Consider the following 22,910-nt stretch of genomic DNA (forward strand, 5'->3'; position numbering starts at 1 on the left):
ACGCGTCCCACGTTCATGTACAAGAACCGCGCGAGAGCGTAACCGCTGTCCGCGCGAGAACATCCGGACCCCTCCGACGGGAAGGCACCCCCATGCGCACCCGCTCCCCCCTCACCGTCCTGCTCGCCGCCGCCCTGGCCGCCGGCGGTCTCACCCTGGCCGGCGCCGGGACCGCGAACGCCGCGGTCATCGACGTCAGCACCGCGGCCCAGCTCAAGTCGGCGCTCACCACGGTCTCCCCCGGGGACACGATCCGGCTCGCCGACGGCACGTACACCGGGAACTTCAAGGCCACCCGGCCCGGATCCTCCGGGGCGCGGATCACCCTCACCGGCTCCAGCAGGGCGGTCCTGACCGCGGGCGGCGGCTACGGCCTGCACCTGAACGGCGCCTCGTACTGGACCGTCCAGGGCGTCACGATCAAGGGCGGCCAGAAGGGCATCATGACCGACGCGGCGAACAGCGTCGTGATCGACTCGGTGACCGTGCACGACCTCGACATGGAGGGCGTCCACTTCCGCACGTCCAGCAAGGACGGCGTTCTGAAGAACTCCCGGATCTACGACACCGGGCAGAACGGACGCGGCATGGGCGAGGGCGTCTACGTCGGTTCGGCGGGCGGTCTCTCCGACCGCAGCGACAACGCGCAGATCCTCAACAACACCATCGGCCCCGATGTCGGCGGCGAGAGCATCGACATCAAGGAGGGCACGACCGGCGCGAGGATCATCGGCAACACCTTCGACGGCGACGGGCTGACCGGCGCCAACTACGACGACTCCTGGGTCGACGTGAAGGGCAACAACGTCCTGGTCGAGGGCAACAAGGGCTCGCGCACCACCAACAACGGCTACGAGACCCACACCCAGCAGAGCGGCTGGGGCTGCGGCACCGTCTTCCGCGACAACACCTCGAACCTCTCCGGGGCCACCGGCGACAAGCAACTCGCCATCAACGTCACCAACAACGGCTCCGGTTGCCGCACCACCGTGTACGCGAGCAACACGGTCACCGGCGGCAAGGGTCTGACCAACATCGCCGTCACCCCGTAACCGCCCGGCCCTCGCCCCCCGTAGACGCGAGTGAGGCCCGCCCCCCGAAGGGGACGGGCCTCACTTACCGCTGTACAGCTACCGCAGCCGATGAGCCGCCGGGGTCAGAGCGTCAGCTCTGGCCGCCCGCGAGCTTCTCGCGCAGCGCGGCAAGGGCCTCGTCCGACGCCAGGGCGCCGGAGTTGTCCGCCGACTCCGAGGAGTAGGAGCCGCCGCCACCGCCACCGCTGCCACCGGAGGCGGCCGGAGCAGCGCCGGCCGGGGCAGCAGCGCCCTCGGCCGCAGCAGCCTCGTCGGCCTCGCGGGACTTGATGACCTGGGCCTGGTGCTGCTCGAAGCGCTGCTGCGCCTCGGCGTACTGGGTCTCCCAGACCTCGCGCTGCGCCTCGAAGCCCTCGAGCCAGTCGTTGGTCTCGGGGTCGAAGCCCTCGGGGTAGATGTAGTTGCCCTGGTCGTCGTACGACGCGGCCATGCCGTACAGCGTCGGGTCGAACTCGACCGAGGCCGGGTCGCCACCGAAGGACTCGTTGGCCTGCTTCAGCGAGAGGCTGATGCGACGACGCTCGAGGTCGATGTCGATGACCTTGACGAAGATCTCGTCGTTGACCTGGACGACCTGCTCCGGGATCTCCACGTGGCGCTCGGCCAGCTCGGAGATGTGGACCAGACCCTCGATGCCCTCGTCGACGCGGACGAACGCACCGAACGGAACGAGCTTGGTGACCTTACCCGGGACGACCTGACCGATCTGGTGCGTCCGGGCGAACTGCTGCCACGGGTCTTCCTGCGTCGCCTTGAGCGACAGGGAGACGCGCTCGCGGTCCATGTCGACGTCGAGGACCTCGACGGTGACTTCCTGGCCGACCTCGACAACCTCGGAGGGGTGGTCGATGTGCTTCCAGGACAGCTCGGAGACGTGCACGAGACCGTCGACGCCACCCAGGTCCACGAAGGCACCGAAGTTGACGATCGAGGAGACGACGCCGGAGCGGACCTGACCCTTCTGCAGGGTGGTGAGGAACGTCTGGCGAACCTCGGACTGGGTCTGCTCGAGCCAGGCACGGCGGGACAGGACCACGTTGTTGCGGTTCTTGTCCAGCTCGATGATCTTGGCCTCGAGCTCCTTGCCCACGTAGGGCTGGAGGTCGCGGACGCGACGCATCTCGACGAGCGACGCCGGCAGGAAGCCACGGAGGCCGATGTCGAGGATGAGACCACCCTTGACGACCTCGATGACGGTACCGGTGACGATGCCGTCCTCTTCCTTGATCTTCTCGATGGTGCCCCAAGCACGCTCGTACTGAGCGCGCTTCTTCGAGAGAATCAGGCGGCCTTCCTTGTCCTCCTTCTGGAGAACCAGGGCCTCGATCTCGTCGCCGACCTTGACGACCTCGTTCGGGTCGACGTCGTGCTTGATCGAGAGCTCGCGGCTCGGGATGACACCTTCGGTCTTGTAACCGATGTCGAGAAGAACTTCGTCCCGGTCAACCTTGACGATGACACCGTCAACGATGTCGCCGTCGTTGAAGTACTTGATCGTCTCGTCGATCGCCGCGAGGAACGCGTCCGCGTCGCCGATGTCGTTGACCGCAACCTGCGGAGTGGTGGCGGTGGTCTCGGTGCTGCTCGTCATGTGGGAAAGGGCTCCGGTACGGACAGAGAGTCGTAGGTACTGCTACGCCGAAAGCCCGTATCGCCTCTGCAGAAGCCGGACAGCCTGGAAAGCGCGCAATCCGTTTCCGGAGAGACGCCTCGACAACCGAGGGGACATGCAACAGACGCGAGCGCGGCCTGCTAGGTCTGAGGCGCGCAGGCTCGCAGCGCAACTTGTAGCATACGGGGGCAGCCGGACAGGGTCAATGCGCGAAGGCGCACACCCGGGGCACATCGCCCCAATCCCGGCACAACTCGTGTTCTCCGAGGCCGTATCGGCCCGAGAACAATACGGCACGGCGCCGCGGACGCGCGTCCGTACCCCCGGGGTGCGCCCCCTGGTACGTACCGCGCGCGGCGGGTGAAGGCAAACTACAACGACGGGCACGATGAGCCAAGAGATCCACGGGACCTACTCCGCAGAACTCGCGGGACCCTCCGAGCCGGAAGCAACGCGCCGCACGGCGGACGAGGCGGAGAGCAGCCGGGCCAGCCGCGGCTGGTGGGACCGGAACGCCGACGAGTACCAGAGCGATCACGGCGGCTTCCTGGGGGACGACCGTTTCGTCTGGGGTCCGGAAGGGCTGGACGAGGCGGACGCCGCCCTGCTGGGGCCGGCCGCCTCCCTGAAGGGCCTCGATGTCCTGGAGATCGGCGCCGGAGCCGCCCAGTGCTCGCGCTGGCTGGCCGGACAGGGCGCCCGCCCGGTCGCGCTCGACCTCTCCCACCGCCAGCTCCAGCACGCCCTGCGGATCGGCGGGGACGTCCCGCTGGTCGAGGCGGACGCGGGCCGGCTCCCGTTCCGGGACGGGTCCTTCGACCTGGCCTGCTCCGCTTACGGGGCGGTGCCGTTCGTCGCCGACCCGGTGCGGGTCTTCCGCGAGGTCCACCGGGTGCTGCGGCCCGGCGGGCGCTGGGTGTTCTCCGTGACGCACCCGATCCGCTGGGCTTTCCCGGACGAGCCCGGACCGGAGGGGCTGTCCGTCGCCGCCTCCTACTTCGACCGCGTCCCCTATGTGGAGCAGGACGAGGGCGGCGACGCCGTCTATGTGGAACACCACCGCACGCTGGGCGACCGGGTCCGGGACGTGGTGGCGGGCGGTTTCCGGCTGGTCGACCTGGTGGAACCGGAATGGCCCGCCTGGAACAACCAGGAGTGGGGCGGCTGGTCCCCGCTGCGCGGCAACCTGATCCCGGGCACGGCGATCTTCGTCTGCGAGCGGGGCTGACCCGCGGACCGGCGGGGGCGCGCGGAACCCCTGGCATCCCTCCCGTACGACACTGGGGGCGTGATCCGCACCGAAGCCCTGGACCGTTTGCCCGTCCGCACCGCCGTGCCCGCCCTGCGGCGCGCGCTCGACGACCGGGGCGTCGCCGTCCTGTGCGCCCCGCCCGGCACCGGAAAGACGACGCTCGTCCCACTGGTGCTGGCCGGGCTGACCGGTGAGGGCCCGGTGCGCCGGGTCGTGGTCGCCGAGCCGCGCCGGATCGCCGCCCGGGCGGCCGCGCGACGGATGGCCTGGCTGCTCGGCGAGCAGCCGGGCGGCCGGATCGGCTTCACGGTGCGCGGGGAGCGCGTGGTGGGGCGGGACACGGTGGTGGAGGTCGTGACCACCGGGGTGCTGCTCCAGCGGCTCCAGCGGGACCAGGAGCTGGCCGGGGTCGACGCGGTGATCATCGACGAGTGCCACGAGCGGCACCTGGACGCCGACACGGTCGCCGCGTTCCTCCTGGACGTGCGGGAGGCGATCCGGCCCGATCTGCGGCTGGTGGCGGCGTCCGCGACGACGGACGCGGAGGGCTGGGCGCGGTTGCTCGGCGACGCCCCGGTGGTCGAGGCGCAGGGCGTATCGCATCCGGTGGAGGTCCTCTGGGCGCCGCCCGCCCGTCCGGTGAAGCCGCCGCACGGGATGAGGGTGGACCCGGCCCTGCTGACACATGTGGCGGCGACCGTCCGGCGGGCGCTCGGTGAGCGGGAGGGGGACGTGCTCTGCTTCCTGCCCGGCGTCGGGGAGATCGGGCGGGTGGCCGGGCAGCTCGCGGGGGTGGATGCGGAGGTGCTCCAAGTGCACGGGCGGGCTCCTGCCGCCGTGCAGGACGCGGTGCTGGCCGGGTCCTCCGGGGGGCGGCGGGTGGTCCTGGCGACCTCGGTGGCGGAGTCGTCGCTGACGGTGCCGGGGGTGCGGGTCGTCGTCGACTCGGGTCTCGCGCGGGAGCCCCGTACCGACCACGCCCGGGGCCTGAGCGCCCTGACGACCGTACGGGCCTCCCAGGCCGCCGGGCGGCAGCGCGCCGGGCGGGCGGGGCGGGAGGCCCCGGGGGCGGTGTACCGGTGCTGGGACCAGGCCGAGGACGGGCGGCTCGCGCGCTTCCCCTCGCCCGAGATCAAGGTGGCCGACCTCGCCGCCTTCGCGCTCCAGGCGGCGTGCTGGGGCGATCCCGACGCCTCCTCGCTCGCGCTGCTGGACCCGCCGCCCGCCGGGGCGATGGGCGCCGCCCGGGAGGTGCTGGAGGCGATCGGCGCGGTGGACGGCGGGGGCCGGGTCACCGAGCGCGGCGTACGGATGTCCCGGCTCGGGCTGCATCCCCGGCTGGCGCGGGCGCTGCTGGACGGCGCCCGGGAGGTCGGGGCGCGGCGGGCCGCGGAGGTGGTGGCGCTGCTGAGCGAGGAGCCGCCGAGGGAGTACGGGGACGATCTCGCGGCGGCGCTGCGGACCGCCCGCAGGGGCCAGGACGGATACGCGGCGCGCTGGAAGCAGGAGGTGCGCCGGCTGTCGTCGTCGCTGGGCAGCGGCTCGGACGGTACCGGGAAGGGCGGCTCGGACGACGCCGCCGTCGGCCTCGTCGCCGCGCTGGCGTTTCCGGAGCGGGTGGCGCGGGCCCGGGGCGACGGGGCCTTCCTGATGGCGTCGGGCACGGGCGCGGAGCTGCGGGACTCCTCGCGGCTGCGCAGCGCGCCCTGGCTGGCCGTGGCGGTCGCGGACCGGCCCTCCCACGCGGCGTCGGCGCGGGTGCGGCTGGCGGCCGTGATCGACGAGTCCACCGCGCTGCTGGCCTCCGGGCATCTGCGGGTGCGGGGCGAGGAGGTCCGCTGGGTGGACGGCGAGGTGGTGGCCAGGGCCGTGGACCGGCTGGGGGCGGTGGAGCTGGCGGTACGGCCGCTGAAGCAGCCCGACCCGGAGCTGGTGCGCGGGGCCCTGGTGGAGGGGCTGCGGCGGGAGGGGCTGGGGCTGCTGCGGTGGACCCGGGACAGTGAGCAGTTGCGGCTGCGCCTGGCGTTCCTGCACCGGGTGCTGGGCCCGCCGTGGCCGGACGTCTCGGACGGGGCGCTGCTCGCGGAGACCGGGGCGTGGCTGGAGCCGGAGCTGTCGCGGGCACGGCGGCGCGCAGACCTGGGCCGGATCGACGCGGGCCAGGCGTTGCGGCGGCTGCTGCCCTGGGCGACCGGGGAGGCCGTCCGGCTGGACGAGCTGGCGCCGGAGCGGATCGAGGTGCCGAGCGGTTCCCGTATCAGGGTCGAGTACGGCGGCGAGCAGCCCGTCCTGGCGGTGAAGCTCCAGGAGTTGTTCGGGATGGGCGAGACGCCCCGGGTGGCCGGGGTGCCGGTCCTGGTGCATCTGCTCTCCCCCGCCGGGCGGCCCGCGGCCGTCACGGCGGACCTGGCGTCGTTCTGGCAGGAGGGTTACCGGGCGGTGCGGGCGGAGCTGCGCGGCCGCTACCCGAAGCATCCGTGGCCGGAGGACCCCGCGACCGTACCGGCGACGCGGTTCACCTCGGCGCGGCTCAAGCGGTCGTAGGACCCTGCCTCGGAGTTCGGGCCCGGGCCTCCAGCCAGAGGGCGAGCGCGAGCAGGCCGATGCCGAGGCCGAGGAAGCCCCAGGGCAGGTACGAGGTGAGGAGGAGGACCAGGACGCGCTGGGACTTCACCAGGTCGACGGTGTCCACGATGTAGTCCTCGCGCATCTTCACATGGCCGGAGAAGGCGGTGACGGTGTCCTCGGACATGCCCATCTTCTTGGCGTTGCGCAGCTCTTCCTTGTGGATCTCCTCGCCGTTGACGGGGGCTCCGGTGACGGGGTCGACCCAGAACATGCGCTTCGTGGTGTACCAGCGGGTCATGCCGGTCTGCGCGATCTGTTCGGCGGTGATGCCCTCGATGGGCATCTTCTTGGGCATCGGGACCTCGGTCCACGGGATGGTCTGCTCGAAGTAGTAGACCTCCAGGCCGCGGAAGGTGCGGGTGCCCTTGTAGTGGATGGGGGCGGTGGTGCGGCTCTGGGCGTCGAAGTACTCGTAGTCCCGCTTCTCGGTGAGGAAGGGCCACTTGTACTCGATGCCCTCGCGCCGGACCGGGTCGCCGTCGACCATCTCGCCGGTGGCGTTGACGGGGGCCTGGGTGTGGGCGTCGAAGATGTAGCGCTCGGGGATCTCGGAGACCATCTTGCCGTCGGGTCCCTGGATGTAGGAGAGGGCGTCCCAGACGACGACGTCGCGTCCGGCGCTGCGTTCGATCTTCTCGGACTCCTCCACGTTGCCCTTGAGCGTCTGGACGATGGTGACCTTCTCGACCTTCCTGGCCTTGAGGGTGGAGTAGTCGAGGAGGGTCGCGGGGGACGCCTCCAGGACGACTTCCTGGTACTGGTTCGGCGGGACCTTGGCCAGGCGCGGGAAGGCGTACCAGCGCAGCAGCGGTGACAGGGCGGCGAAGAACACGGCGAAGGCCAGGAGTACGAGACCGGCTCGGCGGCGCATGGTGGTGACCTCTCCCTCTGCGGCGGCTATCTCTTCGGTCCCGGGACGGTGGTCAGCAGGGGTTTCGGCGAGGTCTCCCCTGCCGGGGAGCCGACGGCGGAGATGGTGAACACGAGCACGAGGGCGGCGGCCAGTCCGATGGCGGCGGCGACGAGGGCACGCATGCTCGGCCTCCCGGGGCGGTGATCCGATGACGGCGACCTGATGGGTCGTCAGGGCTGGGGCACCGTAGCAACCGGGGCGCGAGATGAGAACACAGCGGACAGCCCCTCGGCCGGATGACCTGAGGGGCTGTGCGGCAGCTGTGCGGTGCGGCGGGGTCAGGCTTCGGGGGTTTCCGTCTCCTTCGGAGCGGTCTCCTCGGGGGTCGTTCCCTCCGGGGCGGTCTCCTCCGGGGCCTGAACGGTGAGTTCGATGACGACCGAGGCGCCGCCCTCGGTGGTGAGGCGCAGCAGATAGGTACCCTCGGTGCCGTCCGCGAAGATCTCCGGGAGCCGGAGCTTGCCCTCGGCGTCCGTCGTCAGCGTGGTGAGGGTGCGCACCGGCTTGCCGGCCGCGTCCTTGAAGTACGGGCCCTTGTCGTTGTCGAAGAGCCCCAGGGGGTCCTTGACCATGGTGGCGGTGACGGCGACTCCGCCCGCCGCGGCGTCCTTGTACGTGGCCTTGACGGTGACGGCGTCCGCGAACTTCCCGCCGGGTGCGGCGACGAGCGCCTTCTCGTCGGTCCGGGCGATCGTGTCGGCCTGGCGGGCGGTGACGGTCGCCGCGTAGGTCAGGGTGCGCGGCCGGCCGGTGCCCGCGACGGCGGTCACCGTGAACTCCCCGGCCTTCTCGCCCGCCCGGAGCTCCGGCGCGGTGGCGGTGCCGTCGGCCCCGGTCCGCACCGTGACGGTCTTCTTGCCGCCGGCGAAGAGCGTGCCGGTGTTCCCGGTGACGGTGAACGTGACGGACACCTTGCCGAGCGGGGCGCCGAGCGCGTTGCGGGCGAGGACGGCGACCCGCTCGTCGAACGCCTGGCCCGCGGTGGCGCGCAGCGGGCCGGTGCCCGCGTTCTCCAGCGAGCCGAAGGTCTCGGCCGGCGTCGGCTTGGAGGTGGGCGGCTTCGGCTTCGGGCTGGTGGAGCCGTCGCCGGGCTTCGAGGGGCCCGGGGTCGGCTTTCCGCCAGGCGGGGACGGAGAGGGCTTGGGGGCCGGGGTGGTGCCGGAGCTCGGGGTTCCCGGGTTCGGGCTCGGGGAGGGGGTGCTCGGGGCGGTGGGCAGCCTTCCGGTGCCGTCGGGGATCTCGTGCGTACCGCGCTGGTAGTACGAGAACCAGGAGCGGACGGTGCGCAGGTACTCCGTCGACCGGTTGTAGCTCAGCACGGCCTTGTCGAGGTCGGCGGCGATGGCCAGATCCCGGTCGTTGGCGCAGAGGTAGCGGCCGGCGGCGAGCGCCGCGTCGTAGATGTTGTTGGGGTCCTTGCGGCCGTCGCCGTTCGCGTCCTGGCCCCAGGAGGCCCAGGTCGACGGGATGAACTGCATCGGGCCGACCGCGCGGTCGTGGACCGCGTCGCTGTCGTAGGCCCCGCCGTCGGTGTCCTTGATCAGGGCGAAGCCCTGGCCGTTGAGGGCCGGGCCGAGGATCGGGGAGGTGGTGGTGCCGTTGGTGTCGACGCGTCCGCCGCGGGCCTGGCCGGACTCGACCTTGCCGATCGCCGCGAGGAGTTGCCAGGGCAGCCGGCAGGCGGGGTCGGTGGTCGCGACGGTCTGTTCGGCCTGCTTGTACGCGGCCAGGATCGACGCCGGAATACCCGCTTCCGCACTTCCGGTCACCGGCAGATTGCTGGAGGATCCGGGCTTGTCGGGCGTGACCAGGGGCGGGAGGTCCGTGTAGTAGGGCGAGTTGCCGGTCGCCGCGCCGTCGTCCTCGGCGCTCGCGGTGTCCTCGCCGGCCGCCTTCGGGTCACCGCCGCCGGCGGGACCGTCGGCCAGGGTCGCTGCGGGCGCCTGCGAGGCCGCGAGTGCCGCCACAGCGGCAGCCGCCACCGCGGTGGTCGTGGCCCCCTTGCGCAGACGTCGGCGAATGTGCGCTGCCATACGTTCCGGTCCCTCCCCCTCGAAGGCTGCTCGCGCTCCCCAGCGCAAGGACTCCAGCGACCCTACGGCAACTTGTGTCGCCCGGGCACCGAGCCCTGACCGCTTCTTACTGTTTTTTCACGTTCGCGGGCGCATGTTGTCCTGCCGGCCACGGAAGGGTGCCCGAACGGTCCCGCATACTTGCCGCCATGCCGTTCACGCTCAGTCATGCCGCCGCCGTGCTCCCGGCGATCCGCCGGAACGGGACGGCCCGGTGGCCGCTGTTCCCCTCGGCTCTGGTCGCCGGTTCGTTCGCACCCGACATCACCTACTTCGCGGACACGGTGATCCCCGGGGCGATGGAGTTCGGGTCGTTCACGCACACCTTCCTCGGGGTGGTCACGGTGAACGTGGCCATCGCCGCGGTGCTGGTGACGGTGTGGGTCCTGCTGCGGGAGCCGTTGGCGGCGCTGTTGCCGGTACGCGTACGGGGCCGCGTCCACGCCTTCGTCCGGGGGCAGCGGTGGACGCGGGCCTCCTTCGGGCCGTCCGCCTGGCTGTGGTTCGCGGTCTCCGGCGCGCTGGGCGCGGCCACCCATGTGGTGTGGGACGCGTTCACCCACCACAGCCGGTGGGGGACGGAGCTGCTGCCGGTGCTCAGTCGCAGCGTCGGCGGCTTCCCGGTGTTCCAGTTCGTCCAGTACGGCAGTTCGGCCCTGGCTCTGGTGGTCATCGGCTGGTTCGCCGTCACCGGGCTCCGGCTGACCCCGGCGGCCCCCGCGCCCGAGGAGGTGCCGGTACTCGGCCGCCGCGAACGGTGGGGCGCTCTCGGCCTGCTGGGCCTGTGCGTGCTGCTCGGTGTCGTCCACCGGTGCGCCCGCTGGTACACCCACTTCGGCCGGGTGGAGAGCCCGCTCGACATCATCCCCACGGCCTGCTTCGGCGCGGGCGCCGGCCTGGCGGCCGGGCTGCTGCTGTTCGGGGTGTGGATGCGCCTGCCGCGCGGGCGACGCGGGACGCCGGGTCCGGGTGGGACCGCGTCCGTGCCGGAGGCGTCCCGTACGGAGGTGTCCGCCGCCGGGAAGTAGCGACATGGGAGGGGCCCGCGACCGCGGCGCGGTCGCGGGCCCCTCCCATGTCGGGCTTCCCCGCGGCTCAGTGCGCGGCCGACTCCCAGTCCTTGCCGACGCCGACGGAGACGTCGAGCGGGGCGCGCAGCTCGACCGCGTGGGCCATCTCGTGGCGCAGGATCTCCTCCACCCGCTTCCGCTCGCCCTTCGCGATCTCCAGGACGATTTCGTCGTGGACCTGGAGCAGCATCCGCGAGCTCAGCTCCGCCTCGGTGAGCGCCTTGTCCACCCGCAGCATCGCCACCTTCACGATGTCCGCGGCCGTGCCCTGGATCGGGGCGTTGAGCGCCATCCGCTCGGCGGCCTCACGGCGCTGGCGGTTGTCGCTGTTCAGGTCGGGGAGATAACGGCGCCGGCCGAGGATCGTCTCCGTGTATCCGGTGGCCCTGGCCTCCTCGACGACCCGGTGGAGATAGTCCCGTACCCCGCCGAACCGCTCGAAGTAGGTGTCCATCAGCACCCGCGCCTCGGCGGGGTCGATGTTCAGCTGCTGGGAGAGGCCGAACGCGGAGAGACCGTAGGCCAGGCCGTAGGACATGGCCTTGATCTTGCGGCGCATCTCCGCGTCGACCGCGTCCTTCTCGACGCCGAAGACCTGCGAGGCGACCGTGGTGTGCAGGTCCTCGCCGGAGGCGAACGCCTCGATGAGTCCGGCGTCCTCGGAGAGGTGCGCCATCACCCGCAGCTCGATCTGGCTGTAGTCCGCCGTCATCAGCGTCTCGAAACCCTCGCCGACGACGAAGCCCCGGCGGATCGCCCGGCCCTCGTCCGTGCGGACGGGGATGTTCTGCAGGTTGGGGTCGGTGGAGGAGAGCCGGCCGGTCGCCGCCACCGTCTGGTTGAACGTGGTGTGGATCCGGTCGTCGGCCGCGATCGTCTTGATCAGGCCCTCGACGGTGACCCGCAGCTTGGCCTGCTCGCGGTGGCGCAGCATCAGGACCGGCAGCTCGTGCTCGGTCTGCGCCGCCAGCCAGGCCAGCGCGTCCGCGTCCGTCGTGTATCCCGTCTTGGTCTTCTTCGTCTTCGGCAGGCCCAGCTCGCCGAAGAGGATCTCCTGGAGCTGCTTGGGCGATCCGAGGTTGAACTCACGGCCCACCGCCGCGTGCGCCTCCTTGACCGCCTGCTGCACGGTCCCGGCGAACTGCTGCTCCATACCCTCCAGATGGGCCCGGTCCGCGGCGATCCCGTGCCGCTCCAGACGGGCCAGGAGGATCGAGGTCGGCAGCTCCATGTCGTGCAGCAGCTCCGCCGCGCCCACCTCCTTGAGGCGGGTGGTGAACGCGTCGCCCAGGTCGAGCACGGCACGGGCCTGCGCCATCAGGGCGTCCGCCTCGGCCCGGTCGTCCGCGCCGAAGGCCAGCTGCCCGTCGGCGGCGGCGGCCGGGGCCAGCTCCCGGCCCAGATACTCCACGGCCAGCGCGTCCAGGGCGAAGGACCGGCGGCCCGGCTTCACCAGATACGCGGCGAGCGCGGTGTCCATCGTGACGCCTTCGAGCCGCCAGCCGTGCTCGGGCAGGACCCGCATCACGTTCTTCGCGTTGTGCAGGACCTTCGGCCGGGCCGGGTCCGACACCCAGGCGGCGAACGCCCGCTCGTCGGCCTCCTCCAGCTGCGTCGGGTCCAGCCACGCGGCGGCCCCGTCGGCGGCGGCGAGCGCGACCTCGGTGACCGCGCCGGCGCCCAGCGACCAGGTGTCCACCGTCATGACGCCGAGCGGCTGCCCGCCGTGCGCCTCCAGCCACGGGGCGACCTCGCCGGAGCCGAGCACGGCCCCGTCCAGCTCGATGCCGGCGGCGGGCGCGGGCGGCTCGGCCTCCGCCGCCCCCGGGTCGACGGCGAGGAGGCGCTCGCGCAGGCTCGGGTTGCGGATCTCCAGTATGTCCAGGACACCGGTGACCGCCGTCCGGTCGTACGGGGCGCGCTCCAGCTCGGCCGGGGTCTTCGGCAGCTCCACGTCCCGGACCATCTCGGTCAGCACCCGGTTCATCTTCACCGCGTCCAGGTGGTCGCGGAAATTCTGCCCGGCCTTGCCCTTGACCTCCTCCGCCCGCTCGACCAGCTCGGCGAAGGAGCCGAACTGGTTGATCCACTTCGCGGCCGTCTTCTCCCCCACGCCCGGAATGCCGGGGAGGTTGTCCGACGGGTCGCCGCGCAGGGCGGCGAAGTCCGGATACTGCTGCGGGGTGAGCCCGTACTTCTCGACGACCTTCTCCGGGGTGAACCGGGTCAGCTCGGAGACCCCCTTCGTGGGGTACAGCACGGTCACGTTCTCCGTGATCAGCTGGAATGAGTCCCGGTCGCCGGTGACGATCAGCACCTCGAACCCGGCCGCCTCGGCCTGGGTCGCCAGCGTCGCGATGACGTCGTCCGCCTCGAAACCGTCCACCGCGAACCGGTCCGCGTGCATCGCGTCCAGCAGCTCGCCGATCAGCTCGACCTGCCCCTTGAACTCGTCGGGGGTCTTGGAGCGGTTCGCCTTGTACTCCGGGAACTCCTGCGCCCGCCAGGTCTTGCGGGACACGTCGAACGCCACCGCGAAGTGCGTGGGCGCCTCATCACGCAGGGTGTTCGCCAGCATCGACATGAAGCCGTACACGGCATTCGTCGGCTGCCCCACCGCCGTCGTGAAATTCTCCGCGGGCAGGGCGAAGAACGCCCGGTACGCCAGGGAGTGCCCGTCCATGAGGAGCAGGCGCGGTCGGTTGTCTGCCGTCTTCTTCGATGCCGTCTCAGCCACGCCCCCGATCCTGCCACGGCCCACTGACAATCCGGACCGGCACGACATCCGGGGGGCCGTGACAGGATCGACGGTGAGGACGTACGGAGGACGTACGGACGTGGAAGAAGCGCTCGAAGGGGAGCAGCATCATGGCCACCAAGCCGCCGACCGGAGACCCGGTCCAGGACGCCCCGCAGGTCGAAGCGGCCCCGCACGCCGCCGCCGGGCTGCCCGCCGTCGCCCACTCCCTGCGCATCGCCCAGCAGCAGATGGGGGTGCGCCGCACCGCGCAGACCCTCCTCAAGGTCAACCAGAAGAACGGCTTCGACTGCCCCGGCTGCGCCTGGCCCGAGGGCGACAAGCGGCACACCGCCGAATTCTGCGAGAACGGCGCCAAGGCCGTCGCCGAGGAGGCGACGCTGCGCCGCGTCACCCCCGACTTCTTCGCCGCCCACCCGCTGGCCGACCTCGCCGAACGCAGCGGATACTGGCTGGGCCAGCAGGGCAGGATCACCCAGCCGGTGTACCTCCCCGAGGGCGCCGACCGGTACGAGGCGGTGACCTGGGAGCGGGCGTTCGCGATCATCGCCGAGGAACTGACCGCCCTCGACTCCCCCGACGAGGCCCTCTTCTACACCTCCGGCCGCACGAGCAACGAGGCCGCGTTCCTGCTCCAGCTCTTCGCCCGCGAGTTCGGCACCAACAACCTGCCGGACTGCTCCAACATGTGCCACGAGTCGTCCGGCTCGGCGCTCACCGAGACCATCGGCGTCGGCAAGGGCAGCGTCTCCCTGGAGGACCTCCACCGGGCCGACCTGATCATCGTCGCCGGGCAGAACCCCGGTACGAACCACCCCCGGATGCTGTCCGCCCTGGAGAAGGCCAAGACCTCCGGAGCGAAGATCATCTCGGTGAACCCGCTGCCCGAAGCCGGCATGGAGCGGTTCAAGAATCCCCAGACCCCGCAGGGCATGATCCGGGGCACCGCCCTCAACGACCTCTTCCTGCAGATCCGCATCGGCGGCGACCAGGCCCTCTTCCGCCTCCTCAACAAGCTGATCCTCGCCGCCGACGGCGCCGTCGACACCGCGTTCGTCACCGAACACACCCACGGCTACGAGGAGTTCGCCAAGGCCGCCGAAGCAGCCGACTGGGACGAGACCCTCACCGCGACCGGCCTCACCCGCGCCGAGATCGAGCAGGCCCTCGCCCTCGTCCTCGCCTCGAAGCGCACCATCGTCTGCTGGGCGATGGGCCTCACCCAGCACAAGCACTCCGTGCCCACCATCCGCGAAGTCGTCAACTTCCTTCTCCTGCGCGGAAACATCGGCCGCCCCGGCGCCGGCGTCTGCCCGGTGCGCGGCCACTCCAACGTCCAGGGCGACCGAACCATGGGCATCTTCGAGCGGCCCGCACCGGCCTTCCTCGACGCCCTCGACAAGGAGTTCGGCATCACCTCGCCGCGCCACCACGGGCTGGACGTGGTGCGCTCCATCCAGGCCCTGCGCGACGGCGACGCGAAGGTCTTCTTCGCGATGGGCGGCAACTTCGTCGCGGCCACGCCCGACACCGCCGTCACCGAGGCCGCCATGCGCCGCGCCCGCCTCACCGTCCACGTCTCGACCAAGCTCAACCGCTCCCACGCCGTGACCGGGACCCACGCCCTGATCCTGCCCACGCTCGGCAGGACCGACAAGGACGTCCAGGCGGGCGGCAAACAGTTCGTCACCGTCGAGGACTCCATGGGCATGGTCCACGCCTCACGCGGCAACCTCACCCCCGCCGGCCCCCACCTGCTCTCCGAACCGGCCATCGTCGCCCGCCTCGCCCGCGCCGTCCTCGGCGCCGGCTCCCGTACGGACTGGGAGGCCTTCGAACGGGACTACGCCACCATCCGCGACCGCATCTCGCGCGTCGTCCCCGGCTTCGAGGACTTCAACACCCGCGTCGCCCGCCCCGGCGGCTTCACCCTCCCCCACGCCCCCCGCGACGAGCGCCGCTTCCCCACCGCCACCGGCCGCGCCAACTTCACCGCCGCCCCCGTCGAGTACCCCGAACTCCCCGACGGCAGGCTCCTGTTGCAGACGCTGCGCTCCCACGACCAGTACAACACCACCATCTACGGCCTCGACGACCGCTACCGGGGCATCAAGGGCGGCCGCCGCATCGTCATGGTCAACCCCGAGGACGCCGCCGCTCTCGGCCTCCCCGACGGCGCGTACACCGACCTCGTCAGCGAGTGGAAGGACGGCGTCGAGCGCCGCGCGGAGGGCTTCCGCGTCGTCCACTACCCCACCGCCCGGGGCTGCGCCGCCGCCTACTACCCCGAGACCAACGTCCTGGTCCCCCTGGACTCCACGGCGGACACCAGCAACACCCCGGCCAGCAAATCGGTCGTCGTCCGCTTCGAGAACACCCACTGACCCGAACCTGCCCCGGGCGCCTGCCCGTCGAGGGCCGGCCCGGCGGTTCAACCGGACTCCGCGGGCCCGTCCCTCTCCGGACGGTCCGCGGCTGCGAGGGGCCGGACTCCCGCGGGCTCCGTACTGCCGGCGCGCTCCCGGGAAGCATCCGCTTCCTCCCGGGCGCCTGCCCGGGCATACGCGTCGGCGGACTGTTCCCACGCCTCACGCACCCGGGCCGAATCCGCGCCGGCGGCGGTCAGCGTGGTTGCCAGCTCGCCCCACGCCTCGCCCGTGTTGAACCAGTCCTTTGTCGCGGCCAGCATCGCGGCAGCCCGCTCCCCCGCCACGACAGCCTCATCAGCGCGGTCCAGGCCCCGGTACGCGGTGCCGAGGTTGTTCCAGGCCACGGCCTGGCCGTGGGCGTCGCCGGTCTGCTCGTGGAAGTCGCGGGCGGTCTCGTGGGCATGGAGAGCGTCCTCGAAGCGGCGCAGGTCCTGGAACGCGTTGCCGAGGTTGTTCCAGACCACGGCCTGGCCGTGGGTGCCTCCGGTCTGCCGGTAGAGGTCGCGGGCGGTCTCGTAGGCCTGAAGGGCCTCCTCGAAGCGGCGCAACTCCTTGAGAGAGGTCCCGAGGTTGTTCCACGCGGAGGCATGGCCGTGGGTGTCGCCGGTCTGCCGGTAGAGGTCGCGCGCGGTCTCGTGGGCCTGAAGGGCCTCCTCGAAGCGGCGCAGATCCTGGAGAGCCGTCCCCAGGTTGTTCCACGCGGAGGCATGGCCGTGGGTGTCGCCGGTCTGCTGGTAGAGGTCGCGCGCGGTTTGTTTTGTATGGAGGGCGTCATCGAAGTGGCGCAGGCCCCGGTAGGCGTTGCCGAGGTTGTTCCAGGCACCGGCTTCGCCGTGGGTGTCGCCGGTCTGCTGGTGGAGGTCGCGGGCGGTCTGGTGGGCGTGGAGGGCTTCGTCGAAGCGGCGCAGTTCCCGGAGCGTTCCACCGAGGTTGTTCCACGCATCAGCTTCGCCGTTGGTGTTGCCGGTCTGCTGGTGGAGGTCGCGGGCGGTCTGGTGGGCGTGGAGGGCTTCGTCGAAGCGGCGCAGTTCCCGGAGCGTGGTGCCGAGGTTGTTCCAGGCGGAGGCTTCGCCGTTGGTGTCGCTGGTCTGCTGATAGAGGTCGTGGGCGGTTTCGAGAGCGCGGAGGGCATCGTCCAAGCGGCGCCGCTCTATCAGCGCGAGACCCAGGTTGTTCCACGCATCAGCTTCGCCGTTGGTGTTGCCGGTCCGTTGGTGGAGGTCGCGGGCGGTTTCGAGAGCGTGGAGGCCGTCGTCGAAGCGGCGCAGTTCCTGAAGCGTTCCACCGAGGTTGTTCCAGGCGGAGGCTTCGCCGTTGGTGTTGCCGGTCTGGTGGTAGAGGTCGCGGGCGGTTTCGAGAGCGTGGAGGGCGTCGTCGAAGCGGCGCAGTTCCTGGAGCGCGCCACCGAGGTTGTTCCAGACCGAGGCTTTGTTCTGGGTGTCCTTGAGCTTGGTGCAGGCGTCGAGCGCGAGGGCGCGGATCACGACGTGGTCTTGAAGACGGTGTCGCCATTTCAGGTAGGGGCCGAGTGCGAAGCTCAAGTCCAGGCCGGCTTGGGGGGTGGTGTGGGCGGTGGCCATGAGGTTTTCGCGTTCGGCGTCGAACCAGGCGAGCGCCTGGTCCCGATCGGTGAACCGGGCAGAGACAACAGTGCCGGGAGGGGCGAGATGGGTGTTGGCTGCTCGAGCGTGCTCCAGGTAGTGGTGGATGAGCCGGTCCCGGGCCTGGTCGTAGCGGCGCCGCGGCGCGCGGCCGCGGTCCATGACCGCGGCCGCCTGCTCGTGGGCGTAGGCGCGCAGCAGGTCGTGCATCTGCCACCGGCCACGGGCCGCCGGGGTGCGTTCGATGAGGTGGCTGGCGGCGAGCCGCGCGAGGAGGCGCTCGGTGGCCGGTTCAGACTGGTCGGCCAGGACAGCCGCAGCCGAGGTGGAGATGTCGGGGCCAAGGTTGAGGGCCAGCAGGCGGAACAGTTCCTGCTCCTGCACGGCCAGGCGCTCCAGGGACTGGTCGAACATGGTCCGCAGACTGCGTTCACCGTCGTCCAGGCCGTCCAGAACGCCTTCCGTACCGCCCAGGGCATCGGCACGTTCGGACAGCGGCTGCTCCGGGTCCTGGGCCAGCAGAGCAGCCGTGATCTGCAGGGCCAGCGGGAGAAAGCCGCACGCTGACGCCAGCCGCTCGGCGGCTTCCGGATCCTCCCCGACCCGGGGGTCGTCCGGATCGTTGTTCTTCAGAGCCGCATCGAGCAGGGCCACCGCGTCCGCCGGCTGGAGACTGTTGACCGTCCGCATCCGGCCGAGCCCGGTGAGCCGGTGCCGGGACGTGATGAGCATGCCGTGATGCCCAGGTGGCATCAGCGGCTGCACCTGCGCGACGGCCGACGCGTTGTCGGCCACCACCAGCAGCCGCTCCCCCTTCTCCTGCCGCACATTGAGCTGGGACCGGTACAGCGCCTCCCGCCCCGCCCCCGGCGGAGGGAGGTGCTCGTGCGGCACTCCGAGCGATCGCAGGAGCGCCTCCAGAGCCTCCTCAGCCTGCGCCGGCTGCGGATCGTAACCGCGGAGATCGACCAGCAGCACACCGGTGAACCAGCCCCGCTCCTGCGCGGCGTGCCCCGAGGCACAGGCGAGCGTGGTCTTCCCGACGCCGCCCCAGCCCGAGAGCACGGCCACGGCGGGCCCCGCGCCGGAACGATCGGGGTCCAGCACACCGAGGATGTGCGCGAGGTCGTCCTCACGCCCGGTGAACCCCGCGGGCGGCTGCGGCAACGCGTCCAGCGCCGTGGGCACGGGCGCGTACTGCTGCACGTACGTGTTCGCGGTCATGGTCCCGTACCCCAGCACCTGGCTGCCCGTGAAACCGGCACCGCGGAAATCGTTCCCGCCCGCGCCGCCCGCCCGCGCCTGGCCCCGCTGAGGCTTCCCGCTCTTCTTGCCCTTGCGCTTGGCGCCGTTGTTCTTGCCCCCCACAACCGAGCCCTACTTGTCGTAGTTGTTCGTGACCGTCATGTTCCCGCTGCCCAACACCTGACTGTTCGTGAACGAAGCCCGGCCGAAGTCGTTGTGCACCCGCTGCACCGGCCCGGCGGCTTCGGCCTGCGCGACCAGCGCCCGCAACTCGGCCACCACCAACTGCTGCTCCGCGGCAGGCAATTCCTCCAGAAGCGTCTCGATGCGCGTCTGCCACCGCGCGACCTGCGCGATCTGCACCTGCTGCGCCTCCTCACCGTCGCCGGCCGCCTCGATCACCGACCTGGTCCGGTCCAGGCGTTCCAGTTCGGCCTGCTCGCGTCCGGGCTCTCCGCGGCCGAAGAGGCGGGCGAAGCCTCCCCGGACTCCGTTCCACGCGTCCGTACCCGCTGCCTGCACCACCGCGGTACCCCCGGCAGCCGCGACAGCGACCAGTCCCTCGACCAACATGGCATCCCCCACATCCAGACATCCAGCGGATAAGGAACCCCAGCCTAGTTCGACCGTACGACGGGCATCAGCAGGTCCGCCGGAACCACAGCCGCACCCGCTCCGGCTCTCCCGCACGGCAGCTCCGCCTCCGCCGACCAGAGCATCGGCGCCGGACCCCGCTCCCTGGTCCGGCCTGATCGGCAAGCCCCCCAGCGTTCCCCAGGACCGTTTCGCCAGGAGTTCTAAGCGTTCGCTCAGCCGTCTGATAAGAACAGTGCAGACAGCAACGAACGAGCGCACCGAAACGGAGCCGGACCCATGGGCGAGCACACCGCACCCCTCTTCCCGCAGGAAGTCATCGACGAGTACGCGGCACTCGGCGTCGACCTGCCCGCCCTCTTCTCCGCCGGCCACCTCGGCGAGCGCATGGGCGTGACCATCGTCGAGGCTTCCGCCGACCGCGTCGTCGGCACCATGCCCGTCGAGGGCAACACCCAGCCCTACGGTCTCCTGCACGGCGGCGCCTCCGCCGTCCTCGCCGAGACCCTCGGGTCCATCGGCTCCATGCTCCACGGCGGAGCCTCCAAGCTCGCGGTCGGCGTCGACCTCAACTGCACCCACCACCGGGGCGTCCGCAACGGCCTCGTCACCGGCGTCGCCACCCCCGTGCACCGGGGGCGCTCCACCGCCACGTACGAGATCGTCATCACCGACGAACAGGACAAGCGGGTCTGCACCGCACGCCTCACCTGCCTGCTCCGCGACGCCCCCCGGCCCGAAGCGGGCTGACCGCCACCACGGACCAGCCCCTTCGCCCCGCACGGCGGAACCCCACCTGCCCGGCCAGAATCGCACCCTGTGCATTCCGGCCGGGCAGTGTCATATCCCCATCAAAGAACGACAGTTGGCCAACACACTCGGTCAACTTCCTTGACGTCACAGCGCGTTCCATGAGCCACTCAGCAGCCACATCAGCACCCGCGACCACGGGGACCCGAGCACCGATGTAACGCTGCGTAACGTGCAGGCAATGCGGAATCCAGCCGCGCGCCCCGGCCTCGACCACCCGGGGAACTTCGTCGCGCCCGCCCCGATCATCGAACCGCGTCAGCACCAAGATCACCCCAAGCCCCTTAGCAGAGCTGCGCGTTCTCACCATGTGGTCATTCCGCACTCCAGGCGAAACCGCCACATGTCCTCACAGGAACCTCAAGCCTTGCTCAAGGGCATAACAAGAGAGTCACATCCGCCGCCGACCGGTCCCGGTGGCCCCCGGCTGCGCTTAGAGTCACCGCCAGTCACCGCGCCGCCGGGCGCGTCTGCTGCACGGCCCTGTACCAACCCAGTACGGCCCGGCGATCGTCACGGCACCTCAAGCAGAGGAGGCCGCGCCAGGGAAAGGACTTTTCGTGCGACACCGTTCTTTGCTCATACTCACCGCAGTGCTCACCACCGGAGCACTCACCCTCACCGCCTGCGGTTCGCGCGACGACAGCAAGAGCAGCGGCGGCGACGGAGGCAACCAGACGGTCGTCATCGGCCTCGACGCCCCGCTCACCGGCGACCTGTCCGCCCTCGGCCTCGGCATCAAGAACTCCGCCGACCTCGCCGTCAAGACGGCGAACAAGGAAAAGACCGTCCCCGGCGTCACCTTCAAGCTGGAGGCGCTCGACGACCAGGCCCAGCCCTCCGTCGGCCAGCAGAACGCCGTCAAGCTCATCGGCACCAAAGAGGTCCTCGGTGTCGTCGGCCCGCTGAACTCCGGCGTCGCCCAGTCGATGCAGAAGCCGCTCAACGACGCCAAGCTGACCCAGGTCTCCCCGGCCAACACCGGCACCGAGCTGACCCAGGGCAACAACTGGAAGACCGGCGACAAGAAGCGCCCCTTCGCGTCCTACTTCCGCACCGCCACCACGGACCAGATCCAGGGCGCCTTCGCGGCCAAGTACCTCTTCGAGACCGCGAAGATCAAGGACGTCTACCTCATCGACGACCAGAAGCCCTACGGCGCCGGTCTCGCCGCCTCCTTCAAGGCGACGTTCACCGAGCTCGGCGGCAAGATCGTCGGCACCGACCACGTGAACCCCGAGGACCGCGACTTCAACTCCGTCGCCACCAAGGTCAAGAGCTCCAAGGCCAAGGCCGTCTACTACGGCGGCGAGTACCCCGCCGGCGCCCCGCTGAGCCAGCAGATCAAGGACAGCGTCAAGATCCCCTTCATGGGCGGCGACGGCATGTACAGCGCCGACTTCATCTCCCTCAACAAGAAGGCGGAAGGCGACATCGCCACCTCCGTCGGCAAGCCCGTCGAGGAGCTGGAGTCCGCCAAGAAGTTCATCGCGGACTACAAGACGGCCGGCTACAAGGACGCCTACGAGGCCTACGGCGGCGGCACCTACGACGCCACGTGGTCCATCATCGAGGCCGTCAAGATCGTCGCCGCCGAGAACGACGGCAAGATCCCCGCTGAGGACGGCCGCGCCAAGGTCCTCGCGGCCATGGACAAGGTCAAGTTCGAGGGCGTCACCGGCCCCGTCTCCTTCGACGAGTTCGGCGACACCACCAACACCCTGATGACCGCCTACCAGGTCACCGGCGGCAAGTGGGTCTCCAAGGTCAGCGGCACCGTCGAGTAATCACCGGCCGGGCCACGGCCCCGCCACCGTCACACAAAGCAACCAGACCGCGCGGGAGCGCTACGAGCCCTCCCGCGCGGTGCCATATCCGAACCACTCCACGGAGGCCCTGCGGTGAACGAACTGCCGCAACAGCTGGCCAATGGACTCATCCTCGGCGCGATGTACGGTCTCATCGCGATCGGTTACACGATGGTCTACGGAATCATCCAGCTCATCAACTTCGCGCACGGCGAGATCTTCATGATCGGGGGCTTCGGAGCCCTCACGGTCTACCTCGGGCTTCCGTCCGGATTCTCCCTCATAGCCGCGATACCCCTCATGATCGTCGGCGGTGTCATAGCCGCCGTCGCCATCAGCATGGCCGCCGAACGCTTCGCCTACCGGCCCCTGCGCGGCGGTCCACGCCTGGCACCACTCATCACCGCCATCGGGCTCTCCCTCGCCCTCCAGCAAGCGGTGTGGATGTGGTACCCCAACGCCACGAAGGACCGTTCCTTCCCCCAGTTCGAGGGCGAAGCCTTCGACATCCTCGGCGCCACCATCCAGCGCGGTGACGTCTTCGTCCTCATCGTGGCCCCGCTGTGCATGCTCGCCCTCGGCTTCTTCGTCTCCAAGACCCGGGCCGGCCGCGGCATGCAGGCCACCTCGCAGGACCCCGACACCGCCAAGCTCATGGGCATCAACACCGACCGCATCATCGTCATGGCCTTCGCCATCGGTGCCGCGTTCGCCGCCGTCGCCGCCGTCGCCTACGGGCTCAAGAACGGCCAGATCGGCTTCCGCATGGGCTTCATCATGGGCCTCAAGGCCTTCACCGCGGCCGTGCTCGGCGGCATCGGCAACATCTACGGCGCCATGCTCGGCGGCATCGTCCTCGGCGTCGCCGAAGCCCTCGCCACCGGCTACATGAGCGAAGTCCCCGGCATGGAACTCTTCGGCGGCGGCGCCTGGAAGGACGTATGGGCCTTCGCGCTCCTCATCATCGTCCTCCTCGTACGCCCCCAGGGCCTGCTCGGCGAACGCGTCGCGGATCGGGCGTGAT

15 protein-coding genes are annotated in these 22,910 nt (G+C 70.8%); 8 read left to right on the forward strand and 7 right to left on the reverse strand.

All coding sequences use genetic code 11. The features are described from left to right. Window positions 1–92 precede the first annotated feature (92 nt). Window positions 93–1,052 (forward strand): right-handed parallel beta-helix repeat-containing protein, encoded by a 960-nt coding sequence (locus tag IE272_RS00910; protein ID WP_098892350.1) that lies wholly within the window; start codon window positions 93–95, stop codon window positions 1,050–1,052. A 112-nt stretch (window positions 1,053–1,164) separates the two neighbouring features. Here IE272_RS00910 and rpsA read toward each other — a convergent pair whose 3' ends face one another. Further along, on the reverse strand, window positions 1,165–2,685 hold the full coding sequence (gene rpsA, locus IE272_RS00915; RefSeq protein WP_030593748.1) for a 30S ribosomal protein S1: 1,521 nt from the start codon (window positions 2,683–2,685) through the stop codon (window positions 1,165–1,167). Between the two features lie 409 nt (window positions 2,686–3,094). On the opposite strand from rpsA, the gene IE272_RS00920 reads away from it, so the two are divergent. Further along, complete coding sequence (locus IE272_RS00920; protein ID WP_050358139.1) at window positions 3,095–3,934, forward strand: class I SAM-dependent methyltransferase; 840 nt, start codon at window positions 3,095–3,097, stop codon at window positions 3,932–3,934. Window positions 3,935–3,994: 60 nt separating this feature from the next. Next, complete coding sequence (gene hrpB / locus IE272_RS00925) at window positions 3,995–6,502, forward strand: ATP-dependent helicase HrpB (protein ID WP_190006053.1); 2,508 nt, start codon at window positions 3,995–3,997, stop codon at window positions 6,500–6,502. Here hrpB and pgfA read toward each other — a convergent pair. The 3 genes from pgfA to IE272_RS00940 form a co-directional block, all read right to left on the reverse strand. After that, window positions 6,489–7,457 carry a cell envelope lipid trafficking protein PgfA gene (pgfA, locus tag IE272_RS00930; protein ID WP_056706316.1) on the reverse strand — a complete coding sequence of 323 codons (969 nt, stop codon included), beginning with the start codon at window positions 7,455–7,457 and terminating at the stop codon, window positions 6,489–6,491. The genes hrpB and pgfA overlap by 14 nt on opposite strands. 26 nt (window positions 7,458–7,483) lie before the next feature. Next, window positions 7,484–7,621 (reverse strand): SPW_0924 family protein, encoded by a 138-nt coding sequence (locus IE272_RS00935; RefSeq protein ID WP_107085744.1) that lies wholly within the window; start codon window positions 7,619–7,621, stop codon window positions 7,484–7,486. A 156-nt stretch (window positions 7,622–7,777) separates the two neighbouring features. Then, the gene (locus IE272_RS00940) at window positions 7,778–9,532 is read right to left on the reverse strand and encodes a lytic transglycosylase domain-containing protein (RefSeq protein WP_056706318.1); all 1,755 of its coding nucleotides are present in this window, start codon (window positions 9,530–9,532) and stop codon (window positions 7,778–7,780) included. A 188-nt stretch (window positions 9,533–9,720) separates the two neighbouring features. Between IE272_RS00940 and IE272_RS00945 the strand changes: the two genes are divergently transcribed. Further along, on the forward strand, window positions 9,721–10,599 hold the full coding sequence (locus IE272_RS00945; protein WP_190006054.1) for a DUF4184 family protein: 879 nt from the start codon (window positions 9,721–9,723) through the stop codon (window positions 10,597–10,599). Window positions 10,600–10,666: 67 nt separating this feature from the next. Here IE272_RS00945 and polA read toward each other — a convergent pair whose 3' ends face one another. Further along, complete coding sequence (gene polA, locus IE272_RS00950) at window positions 10,667–13,378, reverse strand: DNA polymerase I (RefSeq protein ID WP_190006055.1); 2,712 nt, start codon at window positions 13,376–13,378, stop codon at window positions 10,667–10,669. A gap of 131 nt (window positions 13,379–13,509) precedes the next feature. Here polA and IE272_RS00955 point away from each other — a divergent pair, with 131 nt between their 5' ends. Beyond that, window positions 13,510–15,783, forward strand: a complete 2,274-nt coding sequence (locus tag IE272_RS00955) for an FdhF/YdeP family oxidoreductase (protein ID WP_190006056.1) — start codon at window positions 13,510–13,512, stop codon at window positions 15,781–15,783. 47 nt (window positions 15,784–15,830) lie between these two features. On the opposite strand, the gene IE272_RS00960 is transcribed toward IE272_RS00955, so the two are convergent. Continuing rightward, window positions 15,831–18,797: a tetratricopeptide repeat protein gene (locus IE272_RS00960; protein WP_190006057.1), complete on the reverse strand. Its 2,967-nt coding sequence runs from the start codon at window positions 18,795–18,797 to the stop codon at window positions 15,831–15,833. 9 nt (window positions 18,798–18,806) lie between these two features. Then, window positions 18,807–19,247 (reverse strand): hypothetical protein, encoded by a 441-nt coding sequence (locus IE272_RS00965; RefSeq protein ID WP_057662019.1) that lies wholly within the window; start codon window positions 19,245–19,247, stop codon window positions 18,807–18,809. 300 nt (window positions 19,248–19,547) lie between these two features. On the opposite strand from IE272_RS00965, the gene IE272_RS00970 reads away from it, so the two are divergent. The 3 genes from IE272_RS00970 to IE272_RS00980 all read left to right on the forward strand — a co-directional run bounded on the left by IE272_RS00970 (window position 19,548) and on the right by IE272_RS00980 (window position 22,909). Further along, window positions 19,548–20,018, forward strand: coding sequence for a PaaI family thioesterase (locus IE272_RS00970; RefSeq protein ID WP_047176090.1), 471 nt, complete (start codon window positions 19,548–19,550; stop codon window positions 20,016–20,018). 635 nt (window positions 20,019–20,653) lie between these two features. Further along, the gene (locus tag IE272_RS00975) at window positions 20,654–21,865 is read left to right on the forward strand and encodes a branched-chain amino acid ABC transporter substrate-binding protein (protein WP_050358131.1); all 1,212 of its coding nucleotides are present in this window, start codon (window positions 20,654–20,656) and stop codon (window positions 21,863–21,865) included. Window positions 21,866–21,979: 114 nt separating this feature from the next. Further along, window positions 21,980–22,909, forward strand: a complete 930-nt coding sequence (locus tag IE272_RS00980) for a branched-chain amino acid ABC transporter permease (RefSeq protein ID WP_030079604.1) — start codon at window positions 21,980–21,982, stop codon at window positions 22,907–22,909. Window position 22,910 lies beyond the last annotated feature (1 nt).

Source organism: Streptomyces anulatus (assembly GCF_014650675.1).
In the GTDB taxonomy this organism is placed as follows: Bacteria; Actinomycetota; Actinomycetes; order Streptomycetales; family Streptomycetaceae; genus Streptomyces; species Streptomyces anulatus.

Excerpts from the sequence above, each read along its gene's own strand:
- IE272_RS00935 (WP_107085744.1), bottom strand. The coding sequence starts at position 7,621 with ATGCGTGCCCTCGTCGCCGCCGCCATCGGACTGGCCGCCGCCCTCGTG.
- IE272_RS00970 (WP_047176090.1), top strand. The coding sequence starts at position 19,548 with ATGGGCGAGCACACCGCACCCCTCTTCCCGCAGGAAGTCATCGACGAG.
- rpsA (WP_030593748.1), bottom strand. The coding sequence starts at position 2,685 with ATGACGAGCAGCACCGAGACCACCGCCACCACTCCGCAGGTTGCGGTC.
- IE272_RS00910 (WP_098892350.1), top strand. The coding sequence starts at position 93 with ATGCGCACCCGCTCCCCCCTCACCGTCCTGCTCGCCGCCGCCCTGGCC.
- pgfA (WP_056706316.1), bottom strand. The coding sequence starts at position 7,457 with ATGCGCCGCCGAGCCGGTCTCGTACTCCTGGCCTTCGCCGTGTTCTTC.
- IE272_RS00955 (WP_190006056.1), top strand. The coding sequence starts at position 13,510 with ATGGCCACCAAGCCGCCGACCGGAGACCCGGTCCAGGACGCCCCGCAG.
- IE272_RS00940 (WP_056706318.1), bottom strand. The coding sequence starts at position 9,532 with ATGGCAGCGCACATTCGCCGACGTCTGCGCAAGGGGGCCACGACCACC.
- IE272_RS00965 (WP_057662019.1), bottom strand. The coding sequence starts at position 19,247 with ATGTTGGTCGAGGGACTGGTCGCTGTCGCGGCTGCCGGGGGTACCGCG.
- IE272_RS00945 (WP_190006054.1), top strand. The coding sequence starts at position 9,721 with ATGCCGTTCACGCTCAGTCATGCCGCCGCCGTGCTCCCGGCGATCCGC.
- IE272_RS00920 (WP_050358139.1), top strand. The coding sequence starts at position 3,095 with ATGAGCCAAGAGATCCACGGGACCTACTCCGCAGAACTCGCGGGACCC.